Source organism: Candidatus Poribacteria bacterium (assembly GCA_021162805.1).
Classification (GTDB): domain Bacteria; phylum Poribacteria; class WGA-4E; order B28-G17; family B28-G17; genus JAGGXZ01.
In genome coordinates this window covers 1-18199 of record JAGGXZ010000213.1, presented here as the reverse complement: position 1 = coordinate 18199, position 18199 = coordinate 1, and the positions used below count along the sequence as shown (strand labels likewise).

Genomic DNA, 18199 nt, shown 5'->3' with positions numbered 1-18199 from the left:
AAGGCCATGAGAGATCTGATCGAAAGGGAACTTCTCCCCTACGTGAGAAAACCGTCCAGATACATCGGCGGCGAGGTAAACAGCGTGATCAAACCGCCCTCGCAGGTGAAGCTCAGGATCGCATTGGCCTTCCCAGATGCATATGAGGTGGGGATGTCACATTTAGGTTCCTCCATACTTTATCATATCCTCAACGGGATCGAGGACGTTCAAGCTGAAAGGGTCTTCGCCCCTTGGCTCGATGCCGAGGAGAGGATGCGTCGGAAGGGAATTCCGCTCTTCAGCCTTGAGACCTTCACGCCTTTAAGCGATTTCGATCTGATAGGTTTCTCGCTGCAGTATGAGCTATGCTATACGAATCTGCTCAACATGCTGGACTTGAGCGGCATTCCGATTCTATCCGCCGAGAGGGACGACTCTCATCCGCCCGTGATAGCGGGTGGCCCCTGTGCCTTTAACCCCGAGCCACTTGCTGATTTCATCGACGCCTTCGTCATAGGAGATGGCGAGGAGGTGATCCTCGATATAGTCAATATCCTCCGGCGAAGTTCAGGGAGGTCTCAATTTCTCCGCGAGATCTCAAAGCTGGAAGGGGTATACGTCCCCTCGCTCTATCGGCCGGAAAGCGGAAAGGTGAAAAAGCGGGTGGTTATGAATATAGAGGATACCCCACATCCGATCCGGCCGATCGTTCCATACATGGAGATCATACATGACCGATTCCCGATAGAGATCATGCGCGGGTGCGTCAACGGGTGCAGATTCTGTCAGGCAGGAATTATCTATCGTCCCGTGCGTGAACGGTCGATCGAGAGGATATGCCGGATAATGGAGGAGGGAATGCGTTATACCGGTTTTGAGGATGTATCGCTTCTGTCGCTGAGCACATGCGATTACAGCGAAGTTCAAGAGCTCGTGAGGCGATGTGTCCTTATAGCCGAACCCGATCAGGTCTCAATCTCCCTTCCCTCCAGTCGTATCGATTCCTTTTCGATAGAGCTGGCGAGGATGGTTCAGAGGATACGTAAGACAGGCTTGACCTTCGCCCCTGAGGCCGGAACACAGAGGCTGAGGGATGTCATAAACAAACCCATCACCGACGAGGAGATCCTGAGCATCGCCCAAGAGGTCTACAGCGCCGGATGGAATTTGATAAAGCTCTACTTCATGATCGGCCTGCCTACCGAGACGGAGGAGGACGTACGTCAGATAGCCCGACTTGCGGAACGGATAATCCGCCTCGGCAGACGGATCGATAGGCGGGCTGCGCTCAACGTGAGCGTTGCCACCTTCGTTCCCAAACCCCATACCCCCTTCCAATGGGAAAGACAGATATCGATCGATGAAATCCGCCGAAAGCATGATATCATAAGGAAGGAGTTGCACAGCCGAAGGATAAGGCTTAAGCTGACCCGGCCCGAGGTCAGTCTCCTGGAGGGGGTCTTCGCGAGGGGCGATCGAAGGTTAACGGAGGTGCTGATCGAAACGCACAGGATGGGATGTAAGTTCGACGGATGGGGTGACCACCTCAGGTTCGATCTCTGGCTCGAGGCGTTCCGCAGAGCGGGGATCGATCCGGATGAATACCTCAGAGCAAGAGACCCTGATGAACCGCTGCCATGGGATCACATCGACCCGCTGGTCACCAGGGAATTCCTGCTTTCAGAGCGCGAGAAGGCGTATAGAGGTGAAACGACGCCGAGCTGCAGGGTGGCAGGATGTGTGGGCTGCGGGTTAATGAGATACACCCGTGATGCGTGTCTCAGATCGATGATAAAGGCAAAAAAAACGATCGGACACAAGCCGATTCCGCCTCATGAGAATCCGCCCTCCGTCCAGAAGATAAGGCTCAGATACCGCAAATCAGGGATTTTAAGGTATCTATCGCATATGGAGGTGATGGAGGTCTTCATCAGGGCATTACATAGGGCCCGTTTGCCTATAGCTTTCTCACACGGGTTCAATCCCCGTCCGAAGATCAGATTCGCCCATCCCTCCGGCGTGGGCGTCGAGAGCGTGGCTGAGATCGCCGAGATGGAGCTCATCGAGAGGATGGAGCCTGAAGAGGTGAAAACGAGGCTCAACGAAGAGCTTCCAGAGGGTCTCGACGTGATCGAGGCGTTCGAGGTGCCGATGAGGTATCCAGCGCCGATGAATCAGACCTGGATTTCGACCTATGAGGTGCGTTTTCCCGAAAGGAGGCTTTCCCGTCGGGAATGTGAAAGGCGTATCGCCGACCTGCTCTCGCGGGATGAGATCATCGTCAAAAGCGGCAAAGGCAGATTGAGGGATATCAGACCCTTGGTGATGGGGATCAGATGTGAGGAGGGGGAAACCTGCAGGATCGTCATGGACCTGTTGGAAACACCATCGGGGAGAGCTAGGGCGGAAGATCTGTTGGAGATGATGTTTTCCGAGTTGGCAGATCAAGGTGAGATCAGGATATCGAAGGTTAGATCTCGGGTTGCAAACAAAAGCTCGTTGGAAACAGATTGAGACCATATTCACGGGAGAAGTGGACGGATGGAATTCAAGGCTGACTTGATATGGTTATCAGCGATTTGATCCTCTGGAATTTTCCCTCTCCTATGCCGCTGACTTCCTTTATCTCCTCTATCCGTTTGAACTTACCGTGTTTCTCCCTATATTGGACTATTCGGTCGGCGAGGGTTGGACCGATGCCTGGAAGCTTTTGTAGCTCCTCCCTCGATGCCCTGTTGATGTTCACCGGTTTCGAGATCCTCTCCTCCGATGATGGAGGAGTTTCAGAGGGGATGATTTCGGATTTGGCCTCCACATCCTCCGCCTGAAAATCCGGTTCGCCCAGGAACAGAGAAGGCCTATAGGCCTTCGCCAGGATAAGGGCGATTCCCGCGACCAAAGCGGCTCCTATCAGAATCAACGCCTTTCGTTCTCTCTCTGAGAGCATCACATCGTCTGTGGGATGGCTTCAGATTCAGCCGTTTCAGGGGCTGATGGATAGTATCTTATGGCTCTGGCTTTTATGGTAACCGTCCTTCTGAAGAGATTCCCCGTCACGAGCGGTCTGTAGGTGTAGTTTATCTGGACAAGGGCATATTTCGGCTTGATCCCCTTCTTATCCTGGTAGGAGGCTATAAGCACGATGATATCACCGCTCCCCAACTTCACCCCATCTGCTGCCTCTCTTACCCTTTCCTCAACCAGATCCGGATCGGTGATCCCTTCATATGCCGCGAATTCCGCTCCGGTGGTAGCTGCGTTGGATAAGGCGATCCGGATGACAAAGTACCACCCCAGTTCAGCGATCCCCAAAAGGATGAATATCAGAAGCGGAAGTATGATTGCGAACTCTATAAGGGCTTGTCCCCTTTCACCTCTCCACATAATCACATCCCTCGTTGGGACAGGCAAGATGGGTTTTGCCCTTGGACCTTTTCTCCACGAGAAACGGAAAACCGCATTTTGGACACGATTTGTTCACGGGTTTGTCCCATATAGCGTAATCGCATTTTGGGAAGTTCTCACATCCATAGAAGGTCCTACCCCTCTTGGATCTCCTCTCGACCAGCTCTCCGCCGCATTTAGGGCATTTAACGCCGGTTCCAATCGGCTTGGTGTTCTTGCATTTGGGATAGTTGGAACAGGAGAGGAATCTGCCGTACCTTCCTGTTTTTATGACCATCGGGCTCCCGCAGAGCTCACATACCTGATCCGTTACGACCTCCTCCTCTTTGATCGGTCTAGTGTTAGTGCATTCGGGATATCCGGAACATGCCAGGAATTTTCCGTATTTGCCCCATTTGATCACCATTTTCCTGCCGCATTTCTCGCAGATCTCGTTCGTCTCCTCCTCCATCTCCTTTTTCGCCTCATGGATCTTATCGGGTGCGGCTTCGAGGTATTTGCGAAATCCGGAATAAAACTCCCTCAGCACTTCAACCCAATCAGCCTTCCCATCCTCTATCTTATCCAGCTTGTCCTCCATATCGGCTGTAAATCCCACGTTCATTATCTCGGGGAAGCTCCTTATCAACAGACGGTTGACCATAATTCCGATATCGGTCGGTGCTAGATATCCCTTTTCCTTGACCACATATCCCCTGTCGAGGAGTGTGGATATAATGGTTGCATATGTGCTTGGCCGACCTATCCCTTTATCCTCGAGCTCCTTTATGAGGGTTGCTTCGGTGTATCTGGGCGGGGGTTGGGTGAAGAACTGTTCCGGTTTCACCTCCAGGAGCTTGAGCTTCTCACCCTCCTTCAGCTCAGGTAGGGTTTCCTCCCCCTCCTTTTCACCACCTTCCCCTTTGTAAGCTCTGAGAAAACCGTCGAAGAGGATGACCGATCCACTGGCTCTAAGCTGATATCCGTCGGCGGAGATGTTAACGGTGGTCAACTGAAGCCTAGCTGGTTTCATTTGGCTCGCCACAAACCTGCGCCAGATGAGGTTATAGAGCTTATCTTGGTCGGGGGAGAGATATGCCTTGATTGAATCGGGAGGTCGATCCAGATAGGTAGGTCTTATAGCCTCATGTGCATCCTGAGCCCCCTTCTTGCTCTTGTATACATTCGGCTTCGATGGGAGGTATTGTGAGCCGTAGTTCCTCTTTATGAGCTCTCTAACAGCGGCTATCGCCTCGTCGGCCACCCTTGTTGAGTCGGTTCTGATATAGGTGACCAATCCCACAGGACCTTCTCCGCCGAGCTCCACCCCTTCGTAAAGCTGCTGGGCTATCATCATGGTTTTTCGGGCCGGGAATCTAAATCTCCTATTCGCCTCCTGCTGAAGCTTACTGGTTATAAAGGGCGGGGGTGGAGACTGTCTGCGGATCTGCCGTTTAATCGATTCGACCTGGAAGGTAAGACTCTTTAGTTTTTCGGCGATCGCTCTGGCTTCCTCCTCAGTGATCTTGAATCCCTTGCCCTCTATCTCCGCCTTTCTATCCCCTACGGCGACCAGCCTGGCTGTGAACGGTTCGCCTGACTCGCCCACGAGCTTCACGGATATAACCCAGTATTCCTGAGGCTGGAATTTCTCCCGTTCCTCCTCACGCTCGCAGACCAACCTGAGCGCCACCGATTGAACCCTCCCGGCACTTAACCCCTTTCGTACGTTTCTCCAAAGTATAGGGCTGATCTGATATCCGACCAATCTGTCCAATATCCTTCTAGCTTGCTGGGCGTTCACCAAGTTGATGTTGATATCCCCTGGATTTTTCAATGCTTCCCTAATGGCTTTCCCGGTTATCTCGTTGAAGGTTATCCTGTAGACGGGTTTATCGATCTTGCCGAGGGCCTGTTTGATGTGCCAGCATATCGCCTCGCCCTCCCTATCCGGATCGGCGGCGAGGTAGACCTTATCGGCCGATTTAGCGGCCCTGCGAAGCTCCCTGATCACCTTCTCCTTGCCCTTTATGGTGACGTATTGGGGCTTAAACCCGTCTTTTATATTCACGCCCAGCCTTTTTTCGGGCAGATCCCTTATATGTCCCAGAGAGGCCTTCACGGTGAAGTCCTTCCCCAGGAATTTGTTTATCGTCTTCGCCTTAGCTGGTGATTCGACCACGACGAGCGACTTAGCCATGAAGGCTAATCACCGCCTTTCAGGAATTTCAGGAGGTAGATCGCCGGCAGAACACCCTCTTCCTTAGATATCATCGATGCGGCCTTCTCGATGATATCCTCCCTGCTGATCTCGGGATATGGCAGGCTCATAACATCATCTATCAACTCATCCACCTGTTGGGCCGAAAGCACCCTGAAGTGAGCCAACATGGCGATCGCTCCCTGTGCTTCGAGGCTAAGCCTATGTCTCTCATAATCGCTCAACACCCTGATAGAGCTGTCCGAAGCTGGAAGATCGCTGAAGTGGGCTTCGATCGTATCTATCTCGGAGAGCATCTCCAAAGCCTCTTCGATCTCCTCCATATCGAAGCCTTTCTCCAGCAGTTCCTCGACGATAACCTCCTCGGTAAGGGTTTTATCGGATTGAAATAGCATTCTCTTAACAAGATATGTCAGGATATCCTTAATTCGCCCTTGAAACATGATCATCTCTCCCAGAAGAACCTCAGCAGATCGGTCAAAACGGATTTCATCTCCCTTCTATGCACGATGAGATCGAGCATGCCGTGTTCCAGGAGGAACTCTGATCTTTGGAAATTAGGAGGCAATTCCTCGCGTATGGAGGCCCTAGATCGCGGTCCGGCGAAACCTATCATTGCCCCCGGCTCGGCCATTATGATATGGCCGAGGGATGCAAAACTTGCAGCCGTTCCTCCCATGGTTGGGTGGGTGATGACGGAGATGTAAAGCAGACCCGCTTCCGATAATTTAGCGCAGGCTGCGCTGGTTTTAGCCATCTGCATCAGGGCGATCGTCCCCTCTTGCATCCTCGCCCCTCCGCCAAAGGCCGACACGATCACCACCGGAAACCTTTTCCGGATAGCTCTCTCCATACATCGAGTTATCTTCTCCCCGACGACCGATCCCATACTTCCCATTCTGAAAGCCGGCTCGCCTATCGCTATGACCGTCTCGTATCCGCCGATCTTACATTCCCCCGCCAGCATCTCCGATTTGAGTCCCGTTTTCTCCCTATCTTGGCTTAGCTTCTCCTCATAATTTGGGAAATCAAGCGGGTTTGTGGAGTAGAGGTCGGAATCGTATTCGATGAAGCTGTTCTCATCGGCGAGCATTTCAAGCCGTTCAAAGGCGCTCATAAGATGATGATAACCGCATCTCGGACAAACTTTCAGCAGCCGCTTGAAATCCTCCTCCTTCATCCGATATCCGCAACCACGGCATTCGATCTCCTTCATCGTCAACCTGATGGGTGCCTCCACGTTAAAAGTATTTGCAATCGGTATTAAATCTCTGTTATAATACACTTTTGCCCGAATCTTGTCAAGAATACATCTCTTTCCACCGTCATCTGATGTCATTTTGGCACGTCATGTGTTGGTTTTCGGATTGATATGTGCTGAAACGCCCGTTATGAAAGGACCGATCGGGTTCGCGATAGTTGGCATCTCTCTTGCTATAAATATCTTCTCTTGGGAAAGGAAATCGGGTAAAACAGGGTGAGAAAAAGGATGAGGAGGAAGATCAGGATTCTACAAGGAGAATACATAGGAGACGAGCTGATAGTCAGGGATGATATCTCGGATGAACCCATAGCCGCTGTCAGCAACGATGAATCTCTGTTTCCCGATCTGGACGATGACGATATAGAGGAGATCCTCGCCAAGGGTAAGATCGGACTTGAGGAGGGAGCTAAGGAGGAGGAACATCGGGACGACGCCCATGGGGAGCTGGATAGCTCCATCATCTCCTATCTCCGCCGTATAGCTAAGGTCCCGCTCCTCACCCCTGAAGAGGAGAAGATGCTCTTCATGGAGCTTGACAGGCAGAGGAGAAGGTTGAGACAGGGATTGAGAAAACTCTTTCCGGAGCGGCAGCGCAGAATAGAAAGACAGACGCCTAAGCGGGGCAGAAAGGGAAGTAAGGTCAGGAGCTCCATAGCGAAGCAGACCTTGAGGATGATAGAGGAAGCCCGCAATATGCTGGAGGCCGAAGAGGTGATCCAGATCGCATACGCCGAGGAGAAAGGCATGGATCTGGAGGAGCTCAGAAAGACGCTCAGACAGATCGTTGAGGCGGATGAGCAGATGAAAAGGGTGAAACACAGAATCGTCGAGTCCAACCTGCTTCTGGTGGTCTCGATAGCCAAGGATCATGCTTTCGGCAACGCCTGTCTGTCGCTCCTAGATCTGATCCAGGAGGGAACGATCGGATTGATGACCGCTGTGGACAAGTTCAACTATCGTAAGGGTTTCAGGTTCAGCACCTATGCCACCTGGTGGATAATGCAGGCGATAAAGCGGGCGATAGATCAGCACAGCAAGACCGTCCGCACCCCGGTTTATATCGCCGAGACCAGACGCGCCATCAACCAGGCGGCGCAGAGAATCGCCCAGAGAATAGGTAGGGAGCCCAACCTGGATGAGCTGGCGGAGGAGATGGGTATTCCGAAAAATAAACTCCTGGATGTGCTTCAGAGCTCCCGCGATACCATCTCCCTCGACATGCCCCTGGAGCAGGAAGGAGATGCAACTTTTGCAGATCTGATAGAGGCCAAGAACTCACCATCGCCCGAGCAGGAGGTCATGGATAAGATCAGAACTGAGGTCATCGAGCAGGTGCTCAGCACACTTCATCCGCGCGAGGCAAGGGTGATAAAGATGAGATTCGGGTTGCAGGATGGGACCTATTACACCCTGTCGCAGATCGGAAAGCTTCTCGATGTAAGCAGGGAGAGGGTCAGACAAATCGAGGAGGAAGCGCTTAAAAAGTTGAGACATCACAGCCGAATCCAATACCTGAAGGATTTGCTCTGACCGTTTATCGCACCCCCTCAAAGGGAGGAAGATTTCCCCCGATCTTCCTCCCTTTCGAATTTCCTCGCCGTTGATATCCTTGAAATCCTAATGGCGCTCCCACAGATGTTGCTTTTGTGGACAGTAGGAGGTATAATGTTGTCGTCATCGAAAGATACCGCAGGAGGAGATAGAACGTCCGATGTCCTTCATCTCGAAATCGGTTGTCCGGTTCGTAACGCTGGCCTTGATCTTATGTTTGTCTCCATTCGCCCTGTCACAGGAGGAGGTTGAGGGGCTCGGCAGGTCAGTTCAACTCAACGACGATGAGGTTTACGGCGATGGCGATAGGGTCTATTGGAATGAAAAGGATGAGCTCGTTATGCTTGAAGGTAACGCCTTCATCAAATATCAAAATGTCGAGCTCTCCGCCGGTAAGATCTGGTTTGATTTCCGCCAGAACCTTGTCAGAGCCCAGGGAAATGTGAGCCTTAAGGTCGGCGATGAGCAGACCTTTTCCCAGGAGTTGATATTCGACGTAAAATCCAAGGTCGGGAAGGTGCTGGATGGCGTGGCCTACAGCCCCCCGTGGTTCTACTCCGGCAGGCGGATCTATAAGGTGAGCGAGAAGGAATCATTGGTGGAAGGTGGCAGAATAACAAGCTGTTCCCTCAAACATCCACACTTCTGGTTTGAGGCTTCTAAGATCATAGTTAAGGTCGATCAGGAGCTCATAGCGAAACATGTGATCCTCAAAATCGGCGGCGTGCCGATGCTATACCTGCCCGTCTATCGCAGGGATCTCCGCAAGGAGAAAAAGGCCAGGGTTATCGTTAAGCTGGGTATGGACTCGTATCAGGGATATTTCATGCACGTCATCTATCCCTTGAAGCGAAGCAAACGGATCTACACCGACCTGTTCTACGAATACACGTCCAGAAGGGGCATGGGAGAGGGATTTGAGGCAAATTACAATGTGGACGATGTCAGGCTGAGGGATATCCTTATCAAACTCCCCAAGGACGCCTCGAGGATTGAAGCTAAAAAGGCGGAGGAGAAGGCGAACGAGGTGCTGGATAGGCTCAGAGGCGATTACGACAAATTCCACCTGGAACGTATATTCATAAGATACGATATCACGAAGGCGGATATCGAAAATGCCAGAAAGAAGGCGGAGAAGATAAGACGGAAGGCGATCTCGAAGGGAACTAGTTTCGGGAAACTCGCCAGACAATACTCCGACGATATGGACACCAAATACATGGGCGGAGATTTAGGATACCTCATTCGGGGCGAGGGGAAGCTTTCGCCGAAAATCGAAAAGATCGTCTTCTCCCTCCATCCAGGGGAAATAAGCGAGGTTATAAAGACCGAGGGCGGGTTTGAGATATACAAGGTCGAGGATATCCTCGAACGGTATGGGCTACATGAAGTTCGGGTGCGAAAGATAAGGATAGAGATCAGGCCGAGCGAGGAGACGATGAAGTCCGCTCAGGCCGAGGCGGGAGAAGCGTATAAAGAACTAAAAGCGGGAAAGCCCTTCGATGAGGTCGCACATCGTTTCTCAAAGACCGATCCGGATATGGGATGGGTCGGTCTCAATGAGCTGGACGCCAGGATCAGATATCGAATCAGGCGGCTGAAGAAAGGAGAATGGACCGATCCGATTCAATTAGATGATGGAGTTTATATATTCAAGCTGATCGAACGAAAGCCCACGCCGACCTTTGAGGAACTCGCCAGACAATTCTCCGAGGGTAAGGAGGCTGAGCGGGGCGGAGATCTGGGATATCGAGGCAGATGGGAGCTGCCTAGGGAGGTGAGACGTGTAGCATACACCACCCTGGATGAAGGAGATGTCAGCGGGGTGATCAGAGCGAAGGATGGATTCCACGTGGTTAAACTGGAAGACAGGAGGTTTTTCAGCGGCCAGATCTTCCTGTTCACCGGCGATATCTACTCATATGGGCGTAAAAAAACCTATAAGACGGGAAGGCGATGGGATTTTATATTCAATCACCGCCAGATCATCTCCACGCCGTGGGATAGCCGTAAGGATCAGCGGGGGCTTATCCTTCTGACCAAAGCCTCTCTGGGCAGGCGAAGCCTCATAGGTGGATATGGAACGCCGTCTTCAGAACTGAGAACTATGGCTTCGCTGACATGGACAACCCTGTTGGGTGAAAGGATGATGAGGGAGATCCGATCGAGATTGCTTGCAAGGCTCACATTGGATAAAACTTTCGAGCTGGTTGAGGGCGAGCGGAGCTACGCCATCCAGGAGCTACCGGAACTCTACCTGAGCTGGTCGGGCGGAAAGATGTATAACCTCCCGCTGCTCAAACAGATAAACGAAGCCCTCAAAAAGGCCGTCGATAGGATAAAAAGCGAGAGATTCCCGATCCTCACCCTCCCGACGTTGGACAACACGTATATAAGCTCCGATGCCACCATAGGCAACTACTATAAGGCGGAATATGCGGGCGAGACCGATATCTACCTCCAAACGGGGGATATAACCCTCGATGCCAGTAAGGATGGAGCGATAGAGCTGACACCCTACCATGAGATAAGATATGGCATCCGGACAGATGCTAATCTCATATGGCATAGCAAGGATAGGGCGGGCAACAGAAACATATTCGCCTGGAGTTACGGCCTAAATACCACCTCCACGATGGATCTCTTCAGGATCTACGACATCAGCTTTATCCCCAACGCCAATAAACTCAAGCACACCATAGATATGGAGGTGGATTTCAACTACTCCCCGTCGATACAGCAGAAGAAGAACCTCTACCCTTTTGGCCCCACGGCATACACATATGAGAAGAAGCGACTCTACATGGAGCTTAGATCCCTTGTGGAGGTGAAAACCAGGCGGAATTTCAAATACACGCTTCTGGATTTCGACGCATATACGGCGAGGGATTTCACCAGAGATATATATCTTGGGTATAGAAAATGGGATTACCTCCGAAGCAGACTCTATCTGACCCCACTTCCGAGCGGAAATTTGAGGATCGGTTTCACCTCAACACATGATCCCAACCCACGCGATGGCAAGAAATTCAAACAGATAGGTTTCAGCTCAAGCCTATCATATAGAAGAGGGGATTACGCCAAAGGATGGGAATTCCATCTCGGCAACCAGTTCACCAAATTCTATAAGACCCCTTCTAGGACGATACTGGCTGGATTCGACCTAAGGCCCAACAGGCTTTTCCAGATCGAGTTGGACGTGCAGTATGACTGGGTCAGGAGGGAGTTCTACTCACAGAGGCTGACGATAAGGAGAAACCTACACGACTGGGATCTGAGGGTGAGCTGGTACAAGATAGGCTATGGCGAGAGCGCACGTAAGGATTTCACCTTCCAGATCAACCTGATCGCCGATCCATCGGTGGCCATAGGGGTGGGATATGATGCTGTCACCGAATCCTGGGGACTGAGGAGCCTCCCCGTGGGTGTGCCGTATTACGGCGGATTTATCGGTAGGGGGTTGGGGAGGTCTTACTGAGATACGAGGTCAAGCACCTTGATCACCCTCGGCCCTGCCGCCACGATCTTACGGGCAGCGGGTGTATAACGTCCTATGAGATGTATCCCCAGCTTGCTCCCGCTCAGGTGACCCGCTCCATATAACATGGGTTCGGCCCAGAGGATCAATCCTATGACGAAGATTACCTTTTTCAGATGCACGCTCATCCTCCCTTTAAGGGGCGAGGCATTTGAGGGAAATGCTTCGCCCCTACTACTCGTTCCCTCCAACGCCGATTATGATCGGATCACTTTATGGTGATCGAAGTTCCAGTCCTGGATGATCTATATATGGCATCGAAGATCTTGCTCGTCCAGATCACCTCCTCCGGAGGGACGGGGGATGGGAGATCGTTGCGGATGGCGTTATGGAACGCCTCGAATTCCCCAGGTGCCTTTTGGATGTCCTTGGGTATTTCAGGCTCATATGAGATCATCTCGCCCTTCTTGTCCGTGTAGACCCTGAAGGGATGGAAGGTGGCGCCAGCCTTATCGCCTATGAAGAAGGTGGTTCCCGATCCCTCGACGTGTGAGGCCCAGGCTGTCTCCAGAGTCACAGTCAGACCGTTTTCAAAGAGGATAACACCCATTCCGAAGTCCTCGACGTTGAACTGTTTCGGATCCCACTTCCCCCAAGGGTTAACCACGTTCGGTCTATTGCCGAATTTGGTATCGACCCTTCCGAAGGCCTTGATCGGCCTCGGATAACCCAGGATCCACAGAAACACATCCAACACGTGGACTCCGATGTCCATAAGCGGTCCGCCTCCGGCCATCTTTTTGGTTATAAAGGATGGAGAGGCTGGTATCCCACGTCTGCGAAATGCCATCGCCCTTCCGTAGTACACCTCGCCGAAGAATCCCTCTTCCCGAAGACGACGCAGCGTCATCATGTGTTTGTTGAATCGGGATTGGAGTCCTATCTGGAGGATCCTGCCGGTTCTTTGGGCGGCCTCCAACATCGCCATGGCGTCCTTCACGCTGCCCGCCATCGGTTTTTCGCAGATGACATGCTTTCCCGTTTCCAACGCTGCTATGGTGGGGCCGGCGTGGTAGTTGTTGGGGGTACAGACGCTGACGGCGTCCAGCTCGTCCATCTCCTCCAGCATTTTCCTATAATCGGTGAACCAGTAGGGGATATCATGCTTCTCGGCGAAGGCCTTGGCCTTGTCCTTGACGATGTCACAGACGGCGATCACCTCCACACCTTCGACGCCTCTGTGACCTGGAAGGTGCTTGCCGGCAGCTATGCCGCCCGCACCGATGATGCCGACCTTAATTTTCCTGACCTTCGCCTTTCGTCCTCGAGCACTCATCTCATCCTCCCGATCAGATTACTTGCCAAGCAAGGGCGATCTCAATTTTATTTCAAATCCGGTCGGTATGTCAACCCTGCCGAATTCATGAGCCCCCGACATCGGAGCGTCCCTTGACATGATATCAGGGAGGTGATAAAATTCGGATTGAAAATGCTAAGAATAGGAGGTCACAGATGAAACGCCTTTTACTGGGTTTTGCTCTCGCTATTGCCGCTCTAACGCCGTTCATCGTTCAGGCAATGGAGAAACCGATCGTCTACTTCTCATTTGATAACATCAGGGGGAACACGGTTCCGGACCTGTCAGGTAACGGTAATGATGGGACGATGGAGAATAATCCGAAGATCATCGACGGGCAGTTCGGAAAGGCGCTCGAATTTGAAAGTAGCCGCGTTAAGGTCAAAGCCTCCGACACGTTAACATCTGATCTTTTCAAGGAGGGGATGTTCACGCTTGTCGTGTGGATCAACGCCAAGCGCACGGGAAACACCTGGCAGCAGATCTTTCGAGCCGGACCTGACCCGAATGATACCCTGTTCATCAACAACGATGGGCGGCTCTCATGGCGCGGATGGGTTGGAGCAGCATGGGCCGGAGGCATGTGTGAGACAGATCCAAACGTAGTTGAGGCTAATAAATGGACTCACGCGGCCGTAGTTAGCGATAAGAAACATTTCCGAATCTACGTTAACGGTGAGCTCTCGAAGGAGTCTAAATTCCAGGAGACAAGAGGCAATAACGGTGAATATGTGATCGGGGGATATGCCGGTGGAGAATCATACAGCGGAGCCGTCGATGAATTCGCCATCTTCCCAGCCCCCTTCATCAGGATGACATCAAGCTGATCATGGAGAAAGGCGTCATGGCTTCTACCGCCGTCTCGCCATCAGATAGATTGGCCACCACCTGGGGGGAGATAAAAAGTTATTGATGGGCAGTTTCACTGTAAGGGGCGCAATACCTTGCGCCCCTCAGCTTATAGGCATCATTTATCTTGAAGCGTTTGCACCGATGGTGCTTTCTAGTGCTTCGGCGGCCTTCCGATAGGCGGGATCAAGCCTAAGCGTTTCCCTAAATTCGGATATCGCTTTCTCCTTCATATTAAGCCTCAGCCATGTCAGCCCTAAGTTATAGTGCGCTTCAGCCCATTTGGGTCTCATCTTCACGGTCTCCTCGAACTGTGTCGACGCTTCGACATATCTGTTCATGTGATAGAGCGCTATTCCTAAGTTGTGCCTCGCCTCTGCCATATAAGGTCTGGCTTTGACGACCTTCTCGAGCTCACCGATTGCCTCCGGATATCTACCCAACCTCAGGTATAAGGTCCCGAGGTTATATCTCGCCTCGACGAAGTCAGGTTTAACCTTTAGGGCTTGCTCAAGGGCTTTGATGGCTTCCTCAATCTTCCTCGTCTTCTGCAGGCAGAAAGCCATGTTCAAATAGGCTTCAGCTAAGTTAGGATTGAGCTCCACTGCCTTTCGGAAGGACCTCACGGCTTCCCTATATCTCATCTCCTTCTGAAGCTTAACCCCTTCGTTATAGGCTATCCTGGCATTTCTCCTTTTCATCCTTTCAATGGCCCAGAGGAAACGGGACATTTTCGTCCTAGGATATCCCCTCTCCGTCGCTCTGTTGAAGGCCTCCTTCGCCTGATCATACCTGCCCATATCGAACTCCAAAACGCCGATATTATACCAGATCTGGCCGTCGTCCTTCGATCTCGCGACCAGCTTGAACTGTTCCACGGCTTTCTCCCTCTGGTTCATCCTCGCGTAACATAGCCCCATGCCTATCCTGGCGTCAGTTTGGAACTCCTCCGAGGAGAGAGATCTCCTGAACTCGTCCAAGGCCTTTTCCGGCTCACCCTCCTCGAGGTAAACTCGACCGAGGTTATATCTAATACCCGGGTCATCGGGATTAAGCTGGAGGGCGTTCAGAAGCTGTTCCTCCGCTTTCTTCGGCTTCTTCAGCTTCATGTAGCAAAGGGCCGAATTGACATAGGCGTCGATCATCATCTCGCCGTTCCTGGCTTTCTCGATACACTTTCTGAAGTTCTCTATCGCTTTCCTGTAATCCCCTTTCCTAAAGCTGATCAGACCGAGGTTGTAGTATATGGTCGGTGAATCGGGCTTCAGCGGGATTATGGCTTTGAAGAGCTTCTCCGCCTCATCCAGTTTCCCCTTCCTGTAACACTCCATAGCGATGTCGAATCGGATCCTGATATGGCCGACTTTGGATGTGTCGAAGAACGCCTTATATCCCATATTGTATCCGGTGATAACGCGTTCGGGCAGTTTCGAATTTGGCTTCAGCTTATTGAACTCCCCCGCATAAAATTTTCTGGGATACATCCCTCGGCCTAGATATCTTTGGGCGTATTCCGGATGGGTGGCGTAAAACTCATCGATATCACGCTGGGAAAGGCCATATGTTTTGACGGAACTCTCATCCCTCTCCTTTTCGATCTCCTGTCTGACGGCGGGTTTCGGGGGCTCCCTGTACAAACATGATGATACCGAGAGTGCGAGGATCAATAACGCAGCGGATACAATGGCCGTTGAACGGCTCATCCTCTTATCCCCCCCCTTTCACGCTCAGAGGTTAAGGTCGGGAGACGAGAATCTAGAGTCCAGGGTCTTTTTTATCTCTCGTCTCTTGACTCTCGCTTTTGACCATCTTAACCTGTTTCTATCTTTAGGGGCGCACGATTTGGTGCATCTGCACGGTTAATTTGCCCCAAATCGTGCACTTTACCCCCACTCCGGATAACAGGGAAAGCGAAATCCCTCGATCCTATGTTGGGGACATCATAATTTTAGAGCAACTTTCATGCCATACGGAGATTCATCGCTCCACATCCTGCCCCAACATGACGAGCCCCGGTATATCGTCCATCATCTCATGGAATATCTCCCGCCGAATCGCTTCCCTGATCCCCTTCATCAGATGAAGATAAAAGTGGAGGTTATGGATCGTGTTGAGTCTGTGCCCCAACATCTCATCCGATAGATGTAGATGTCTGAGATAGGCCCTTGTGAAGTTACGGCAGGTATAACAGGTGCAACTCGGATCGAGCGGGGAAAAATCCCTCTTATATCTGGCGTTTCTGATTTTGATAACCCCTTTTGTCGTAAAAAGCGAACCATTCCGGGCATTACGCGTGGGCATGACACAATCAAACATGTCCACGCCTTTGCTGACAGCATAGAGTATATCCTCCGGTTTCCCCACGCCCATGAGGTATCTAGGTTTATCGGGCGGCAGGAGGGGAGTTGTGAAAGCTATCATCTCATACATCAGTTCTTTCTCCTCGCCCACGCTGAGCCCGCCTATGGCGTATCCGGGGAAATTCATCGCCACGATACCTTCGACGCTTGCTCTGCGAAGATCCTTAAACACCCCGCCTTGAACAATGCCGAAGAGCATCTGATGTTTGTTCCTATGGGCTTTCTTACACCTTTCAGCCCACCGCAGCGTCAGTTCCACCGCTTTTTTGGCATATTCATACTCACACGGATAGGGAGCGCATTCATCGAAGGCCATTATAATGTCGGCACCGAGGGCGTTTTGAATCTCGATCGACCTTTCAGGGGAGAGAAATTTTTCGGAACCGTCTATCTCCGATCTGAAAGTCACGCCCTCTTCACCGATAGTTCTGAGTGGCGCGAGGCTGAAGACCTGAAATCCGCCGCTATCCGTGAGGATCGGCCCTTTCCAACCCATAAACTTGTGAAGTCCACCCGCTTCCTCGATCACGTCCTCCCCGGGGCGTAAAAAGAGATGGTATGTGTTTGAAAGTATGATTTCCGCTCCGACTTCCCTGAGCTCATGAGGCGAGAGGGATTTAACGGCGGCACGGGTCCCGACCGGCATGAAAGCCGGAGTGTTGAAGATCCCGTGCGCCGTTCGAACCCTTCCTAACCTGGCGTCTGTGAACCTGTCCTTCTTAAGGAGATCGAACCTTCCGGGCATAGCCTAGGATTTTTTAAGTATCACCACCTCAACATCATCTGGTGCCAGCTGTTTGAACCTCTCCGCGTCCCTGCTTGTCCCTACAATGGCTCCGTAATGCATCGGTATCGCTACCTTGGGCTTTATCACCTCGGCCGCCTGGGCGGCCTCCTCCGCTGTCATGACATACGTGCCTGAAACGGGCAACAGCGCTATATCCACCTCCAACCCTTCCATCTCCGGTATCAGGTCGGTATCGCCGGCGTGGTAAACCTTAACCCCACCGAAATCGACGATGAAACCTAAGCCGCCATAGGATTTCGGATGGAACCTCTTGGCAGGGTTGTATGCCGGAACGGTTTTGATTTTGAGCCCCTTAACCGTTATCTCATCACCGGCCTTTACCACTCTCACATCACCTTTCAACTTTTTGGCCGAGGAGCTATTGGTAACGATCACGGTATCGCTCCCTCGGATGCGATTGATATCATCCACCGAGCAATGATCATAATGATCATGCGAAACCAGTATCAGATCGGCAGGTTCGCCTCCAGAGATCTGATAGGGGTCGAAATAGACGTTTTTACCTTCAAATTTTACCAGGAATGCATCATGTCCGAACCACTTGATGTTTTTGACAAACCCCTTCACATCCATCTTATACCCTCCAATCTCTCTTCGGATCTGAGGCCGGAATTGATTATATCAGATTTCACCTTAGATAACAAGTTATCCCTTGACGCAGGAGAAGCTGCGTATCTGTAGGGGCTACAGCCTTACATATCTAGGGCTTTTCAATGATTGTATGATTTAGTATACTATCACAAAGACCACCAGGAAGGAGGTGAGAAAGATGCTCGTGGCGGGCCGATATGTCCATCCCAACAGCTTATTCGCCAGGCTGCCCAAAATAACCGACTACCGCTTAACAAGATATTATCACTGCTTATCCTGGCATCAGTCTGCGGTGAGAGATCGCTAAGAGGGATGTGGCTTTGGGCGGTGAACAGATGGGAGGAGGTTAGAGAG

The 18199-nt window shown here is 51.7% G+C and carries 14 protein-coding genes; 4 read left to right on the top strand and 10 right to left on the bottom strand.

Translation table 11 applies throughout. The features are described 5' to 3' along the window. Positions 1-6 precede the first annotated feature (6 nt). Positions 7-2496 (top strand): TIGR03960 family B12-binding radical SAM protein, encoded by a 2490-nt coding sequence (locus J7M22_17570; protein MCD6508412.1) that lies wholly within the window; start codon positions 7-9, stop codon positions 2494-2496. Positions 2497-2530: 34 nt separating this feature from the next. Here the strand turns inward: J7M22_17570 and J7M22_17565 are convergent, their stop codons facing one another. Genes J7M22_17565 through J7M22_17545 form a run of 5 tightly spaced genes read right to left on the bottom strand, consistent with a single transcriptional unit; the run spans position 2531 to position 6803 of the window. Next, positions 2531-2929, bottom strand: coding sequence for a helix-hairpin-helix domain-containing protein (locus J7M22_17565; protein ID MCD6508411.1), 399 nt, complete (start codon positions 2927-2929; stop codon positions 2531-2533). After that, the gene (locus J7M22_17560) at positions 2929-3366 is read right to left on the bottom strand and encodes a pilus assembly protein (GenBank protein ID MCD6508410.1); all 438 of its coding nucleotides are present in this window, start codon (positions 3364-3366) and stop codon (positions 2929-2931) included. The genes J7M22_17565 and J7M22_17560 overlap by 1 nt, the downstream gene beginning before the upstream one ends. Beyond that, complete coding sequence (topA, locus tag J7M22_17555) at positions 3353-5566, bottom strand: type I DNA topoisomerase (GenBank protein ID MCD6508409.1); 2214 nt, start codon at positions 5564-5566, stop codon at positions 3353-3355. The genes J7M22_17560 and topA overlap by 14 nt, the downstream gene beginning before the upstream one ends. Before the next feature lie 5 nt (positions 5567-5571). Next, positions 5572-6030, bottom strand: a complete 459-nt coding sequence (locus J7M22_17550; GenBank protein MCD6508408.1) for a DUF494 family protein — start codon at positions 6028-6030, stop codon at positions 5572-5574. A gap of 2 nt (positions 6031-6032) precedes the next feature. After that, a complete protein-coding gene (locus J7M22_17545) occupies positions 6033-6803 on the bottom strand; it encodes an acetyl-CoA carboxylase carboxyl transferase subunit beta (GenBank protein MCD6508407.1) in 771 nt (256 codons plus the stop codon). Positions 6804-7076: 273 nt separating this feature from the next. On the opposite strand from J7M22_17545, the gene J7M22_17540 reads away from it, so the two are divergent. Together J7M22_17540 and J7M22_17535 are read left to right on the top strand one after the other, a co-directional pair. Next, a complete protein-coding gene (locus J7M22_17540; protein ID MCD6508406.1) occupies positions 7077-8381 on the top strand; it encodes a sigma-70 family RNA polymerase sigma factor in 1305 nt (434 codons plus the stop codon). Between the two features lie 181 nt (positions 8382-8562). Continuing rightward, the gene (locus tag J7M22_17535; GenBank protein MCD6508405.1) at positions 8563-11880 is read left to right on the top strand and encodes a peptidylprolyl isomerase; all 3318 of its coding nucleotides are present in this window, start codon (positions 8563-8565) and stop codon (positions 11878-11880) included. Here the strand turns inward: J7M22_17535 and J7M22_17530 are convergent. After that, positions 11874-12062, bottom strand: coding sequence for a hypothetical protein (locus tag J7M22_17530; protein MCD6508404.1), 189 nt, complete (start codon positions 12060-12062; stop codon positions 11874-11876). The two genes, J7M22_17535 and J7M22_17530, sit on opposite strands and share 7 nt — an antisense overlap. Positions 12063-12148: 86 nt before the next feature. Beyond that, positions 12149-13216, bottom strand: coding sequence for a Gfo/Idh/MocA family oxidoreductase (locus tag J7M22_17525; protein MCD6508403.1), 1068 nt, complete (start codon positions 13214-13216; stop codon positions 12149-12151). 176 nt (positions 13217-13392) lie between these two features. Between J7M22_17525 and J7M22_17520 the strand changes: the two genes are divergently transcribed. Next, positions 13393-14064 carry a LamG domain-containing protein gene (locus J7M22_17520; GenBank protein MCD6508402.1) on the top strand — a complete coding sequence of 224 codons (672 nt, stop codon included), beginning with the start codon at positions 13393-13395 and terminating at the stop codon, positions 14062-14064. A gap of 144 nt (positions 14065-14208) precedes the next feature. Here the strand turns inward: J7M22_17520 and J7M22_17515 are convergent, their stop codons facing one another. The 3 genes from J7M22_17515 to J7M22_17505 all read right to left on the bottom strand — a co-directional run bounded on the left by J7M22_17515 (position 14209) and on the right by J7M22_17505 (position 17827). Next, the gene (locus J7M22_17515; protein ID MCD6508401.1) at positions 14209-15789 is read right to left on the bottom strand and encodes a tetratricopeptide repeat protein; all 1581 of its coding nucleotides are present in this window, start codon (positions 15787-15789) and stop codon (positions 14209-14211) included. Positions 15790-16063: 274 nt separating this feature from the next. Then, positions 16064-17191, bottom strand: a complete 1128-nt coding sequence (gene tgt, locus J7M22_17510) for a tRNA guanosine(34) transglycosylase Tgt (protein MCD6508400.1) — start codon at positions 17189-17191, stop codon at positions 16064-16066. 3 nt (positions 17192-17194) lie between these two features. Next, positions 17195-17827: an MBL fold metallo-hydrolase gene (locus J7M22_17505; protein MCD6508399.1), complete on the bottom strand. Its 633-nt coding sequence runs from the start codon at positions 17825-17827 to the stop codon at positions 17195-17197. Positions 17828-18199 lie beyond the last annotated feature (372 nt).

What these genes read in the sequence shown, in the direction of transcription:
- J7M22_17570 (MCD6508412.1), top strand. Translation starts at nt 7, where the DNA reads ATGAGAGATCTGATCGAAAGGGAACTTCTCCCCTACGTGAGAAAACCG.
- J7M22_17565 (MCD6508411.1), bottom strand. Translation starts at nt 2,929, where the DNA reads ATGCTCTCAGAGAGAGAACGAAAGGCGTTGATTCTGATAGGAGCCGCT.
- J7M22_17560 (MCD6508410.1), bottom strand. Translation starts at nt 3,366, where the DNA reads ATGTGGAGAGGTGAAAGGGGACAAGCCCTTATAGAGTTCGCAATCATA.
- topA (MCD6508409.1), bottom strand. Translation starts at nt 5,566, where the DNA reads ATGGCTAAGTCGCTCGTCGTGGTCGAATCACCAGCTAAGGCGAAGACG.
- J7M22_17550 (MCD6508408.1), bottom strand. Translation starts at nt 6,030, where the DNA reads ATGTTTCAAGGGCGAATTAAGGATATCCTGACATATCTTGTTAAGAGA.
- J7M22_17545 (MCD6508407.1), bottom strand. Translation starts at nt 6,803, where the DNA reads ATGAAGGAGATCGAATGCCGTGGTTGCGGATATCGGATGAAGGAGGAG.
- J7M22_17540 (MCD6508406.1), top strand. Translation starts at nt 7,077, where the DNA reads ATGAGGAGGAAGATCAGGATTCTACAAGGAGAATACATAGGAGACGAG.
- J7M22_17535 (MCD6508405.1), top strand. Translation starts at nt 8,563, where the DNA reads ATGTCCTTCATCTCGAAATCGGTTGTCCGGTTCGTAACGCTGGCCTTG.
- J7M22_17525 (MCD6508403.1), bottom strand. Translation starts at nt 13,216, where the DNA reads ATGAGTGCTCGAGGACGAAAGGCGAAGGTCAGGAAAATTAAGGTCGGC.
- J7M22_17520 (MCD6508402.1), top strand. Translation starts at nt 13,393, where the DNA reads ATGAAACGCCTTTTACTGGGTTTTGCTCTCGCTATTGCCGCTCTAACG.
- J7M22_17515 (MCD6508401.1), bottom strand. Translation starts at nt 15,789, where the DNA reads ATGAGCCGTTCAACGGCCATTGTATCCGCTGCGTTATTGATCCTCGCA.
- tgt (MCD6508400.1), bottom strand. Translation starts at nt 17,191, where the DNA reads ATGCCCGGAAGGTTCGATCTCCTTAAGAAGGACAGGTTCACAGACGCC.
- J7M22_17505 (MCD6508399.1), bottom strand. Translation starts at nt 17,827, where the DNA reads ATGGATGTGAAGGGGTTTGTCAAAAACATCAAGTGGTTCGGACATGAT.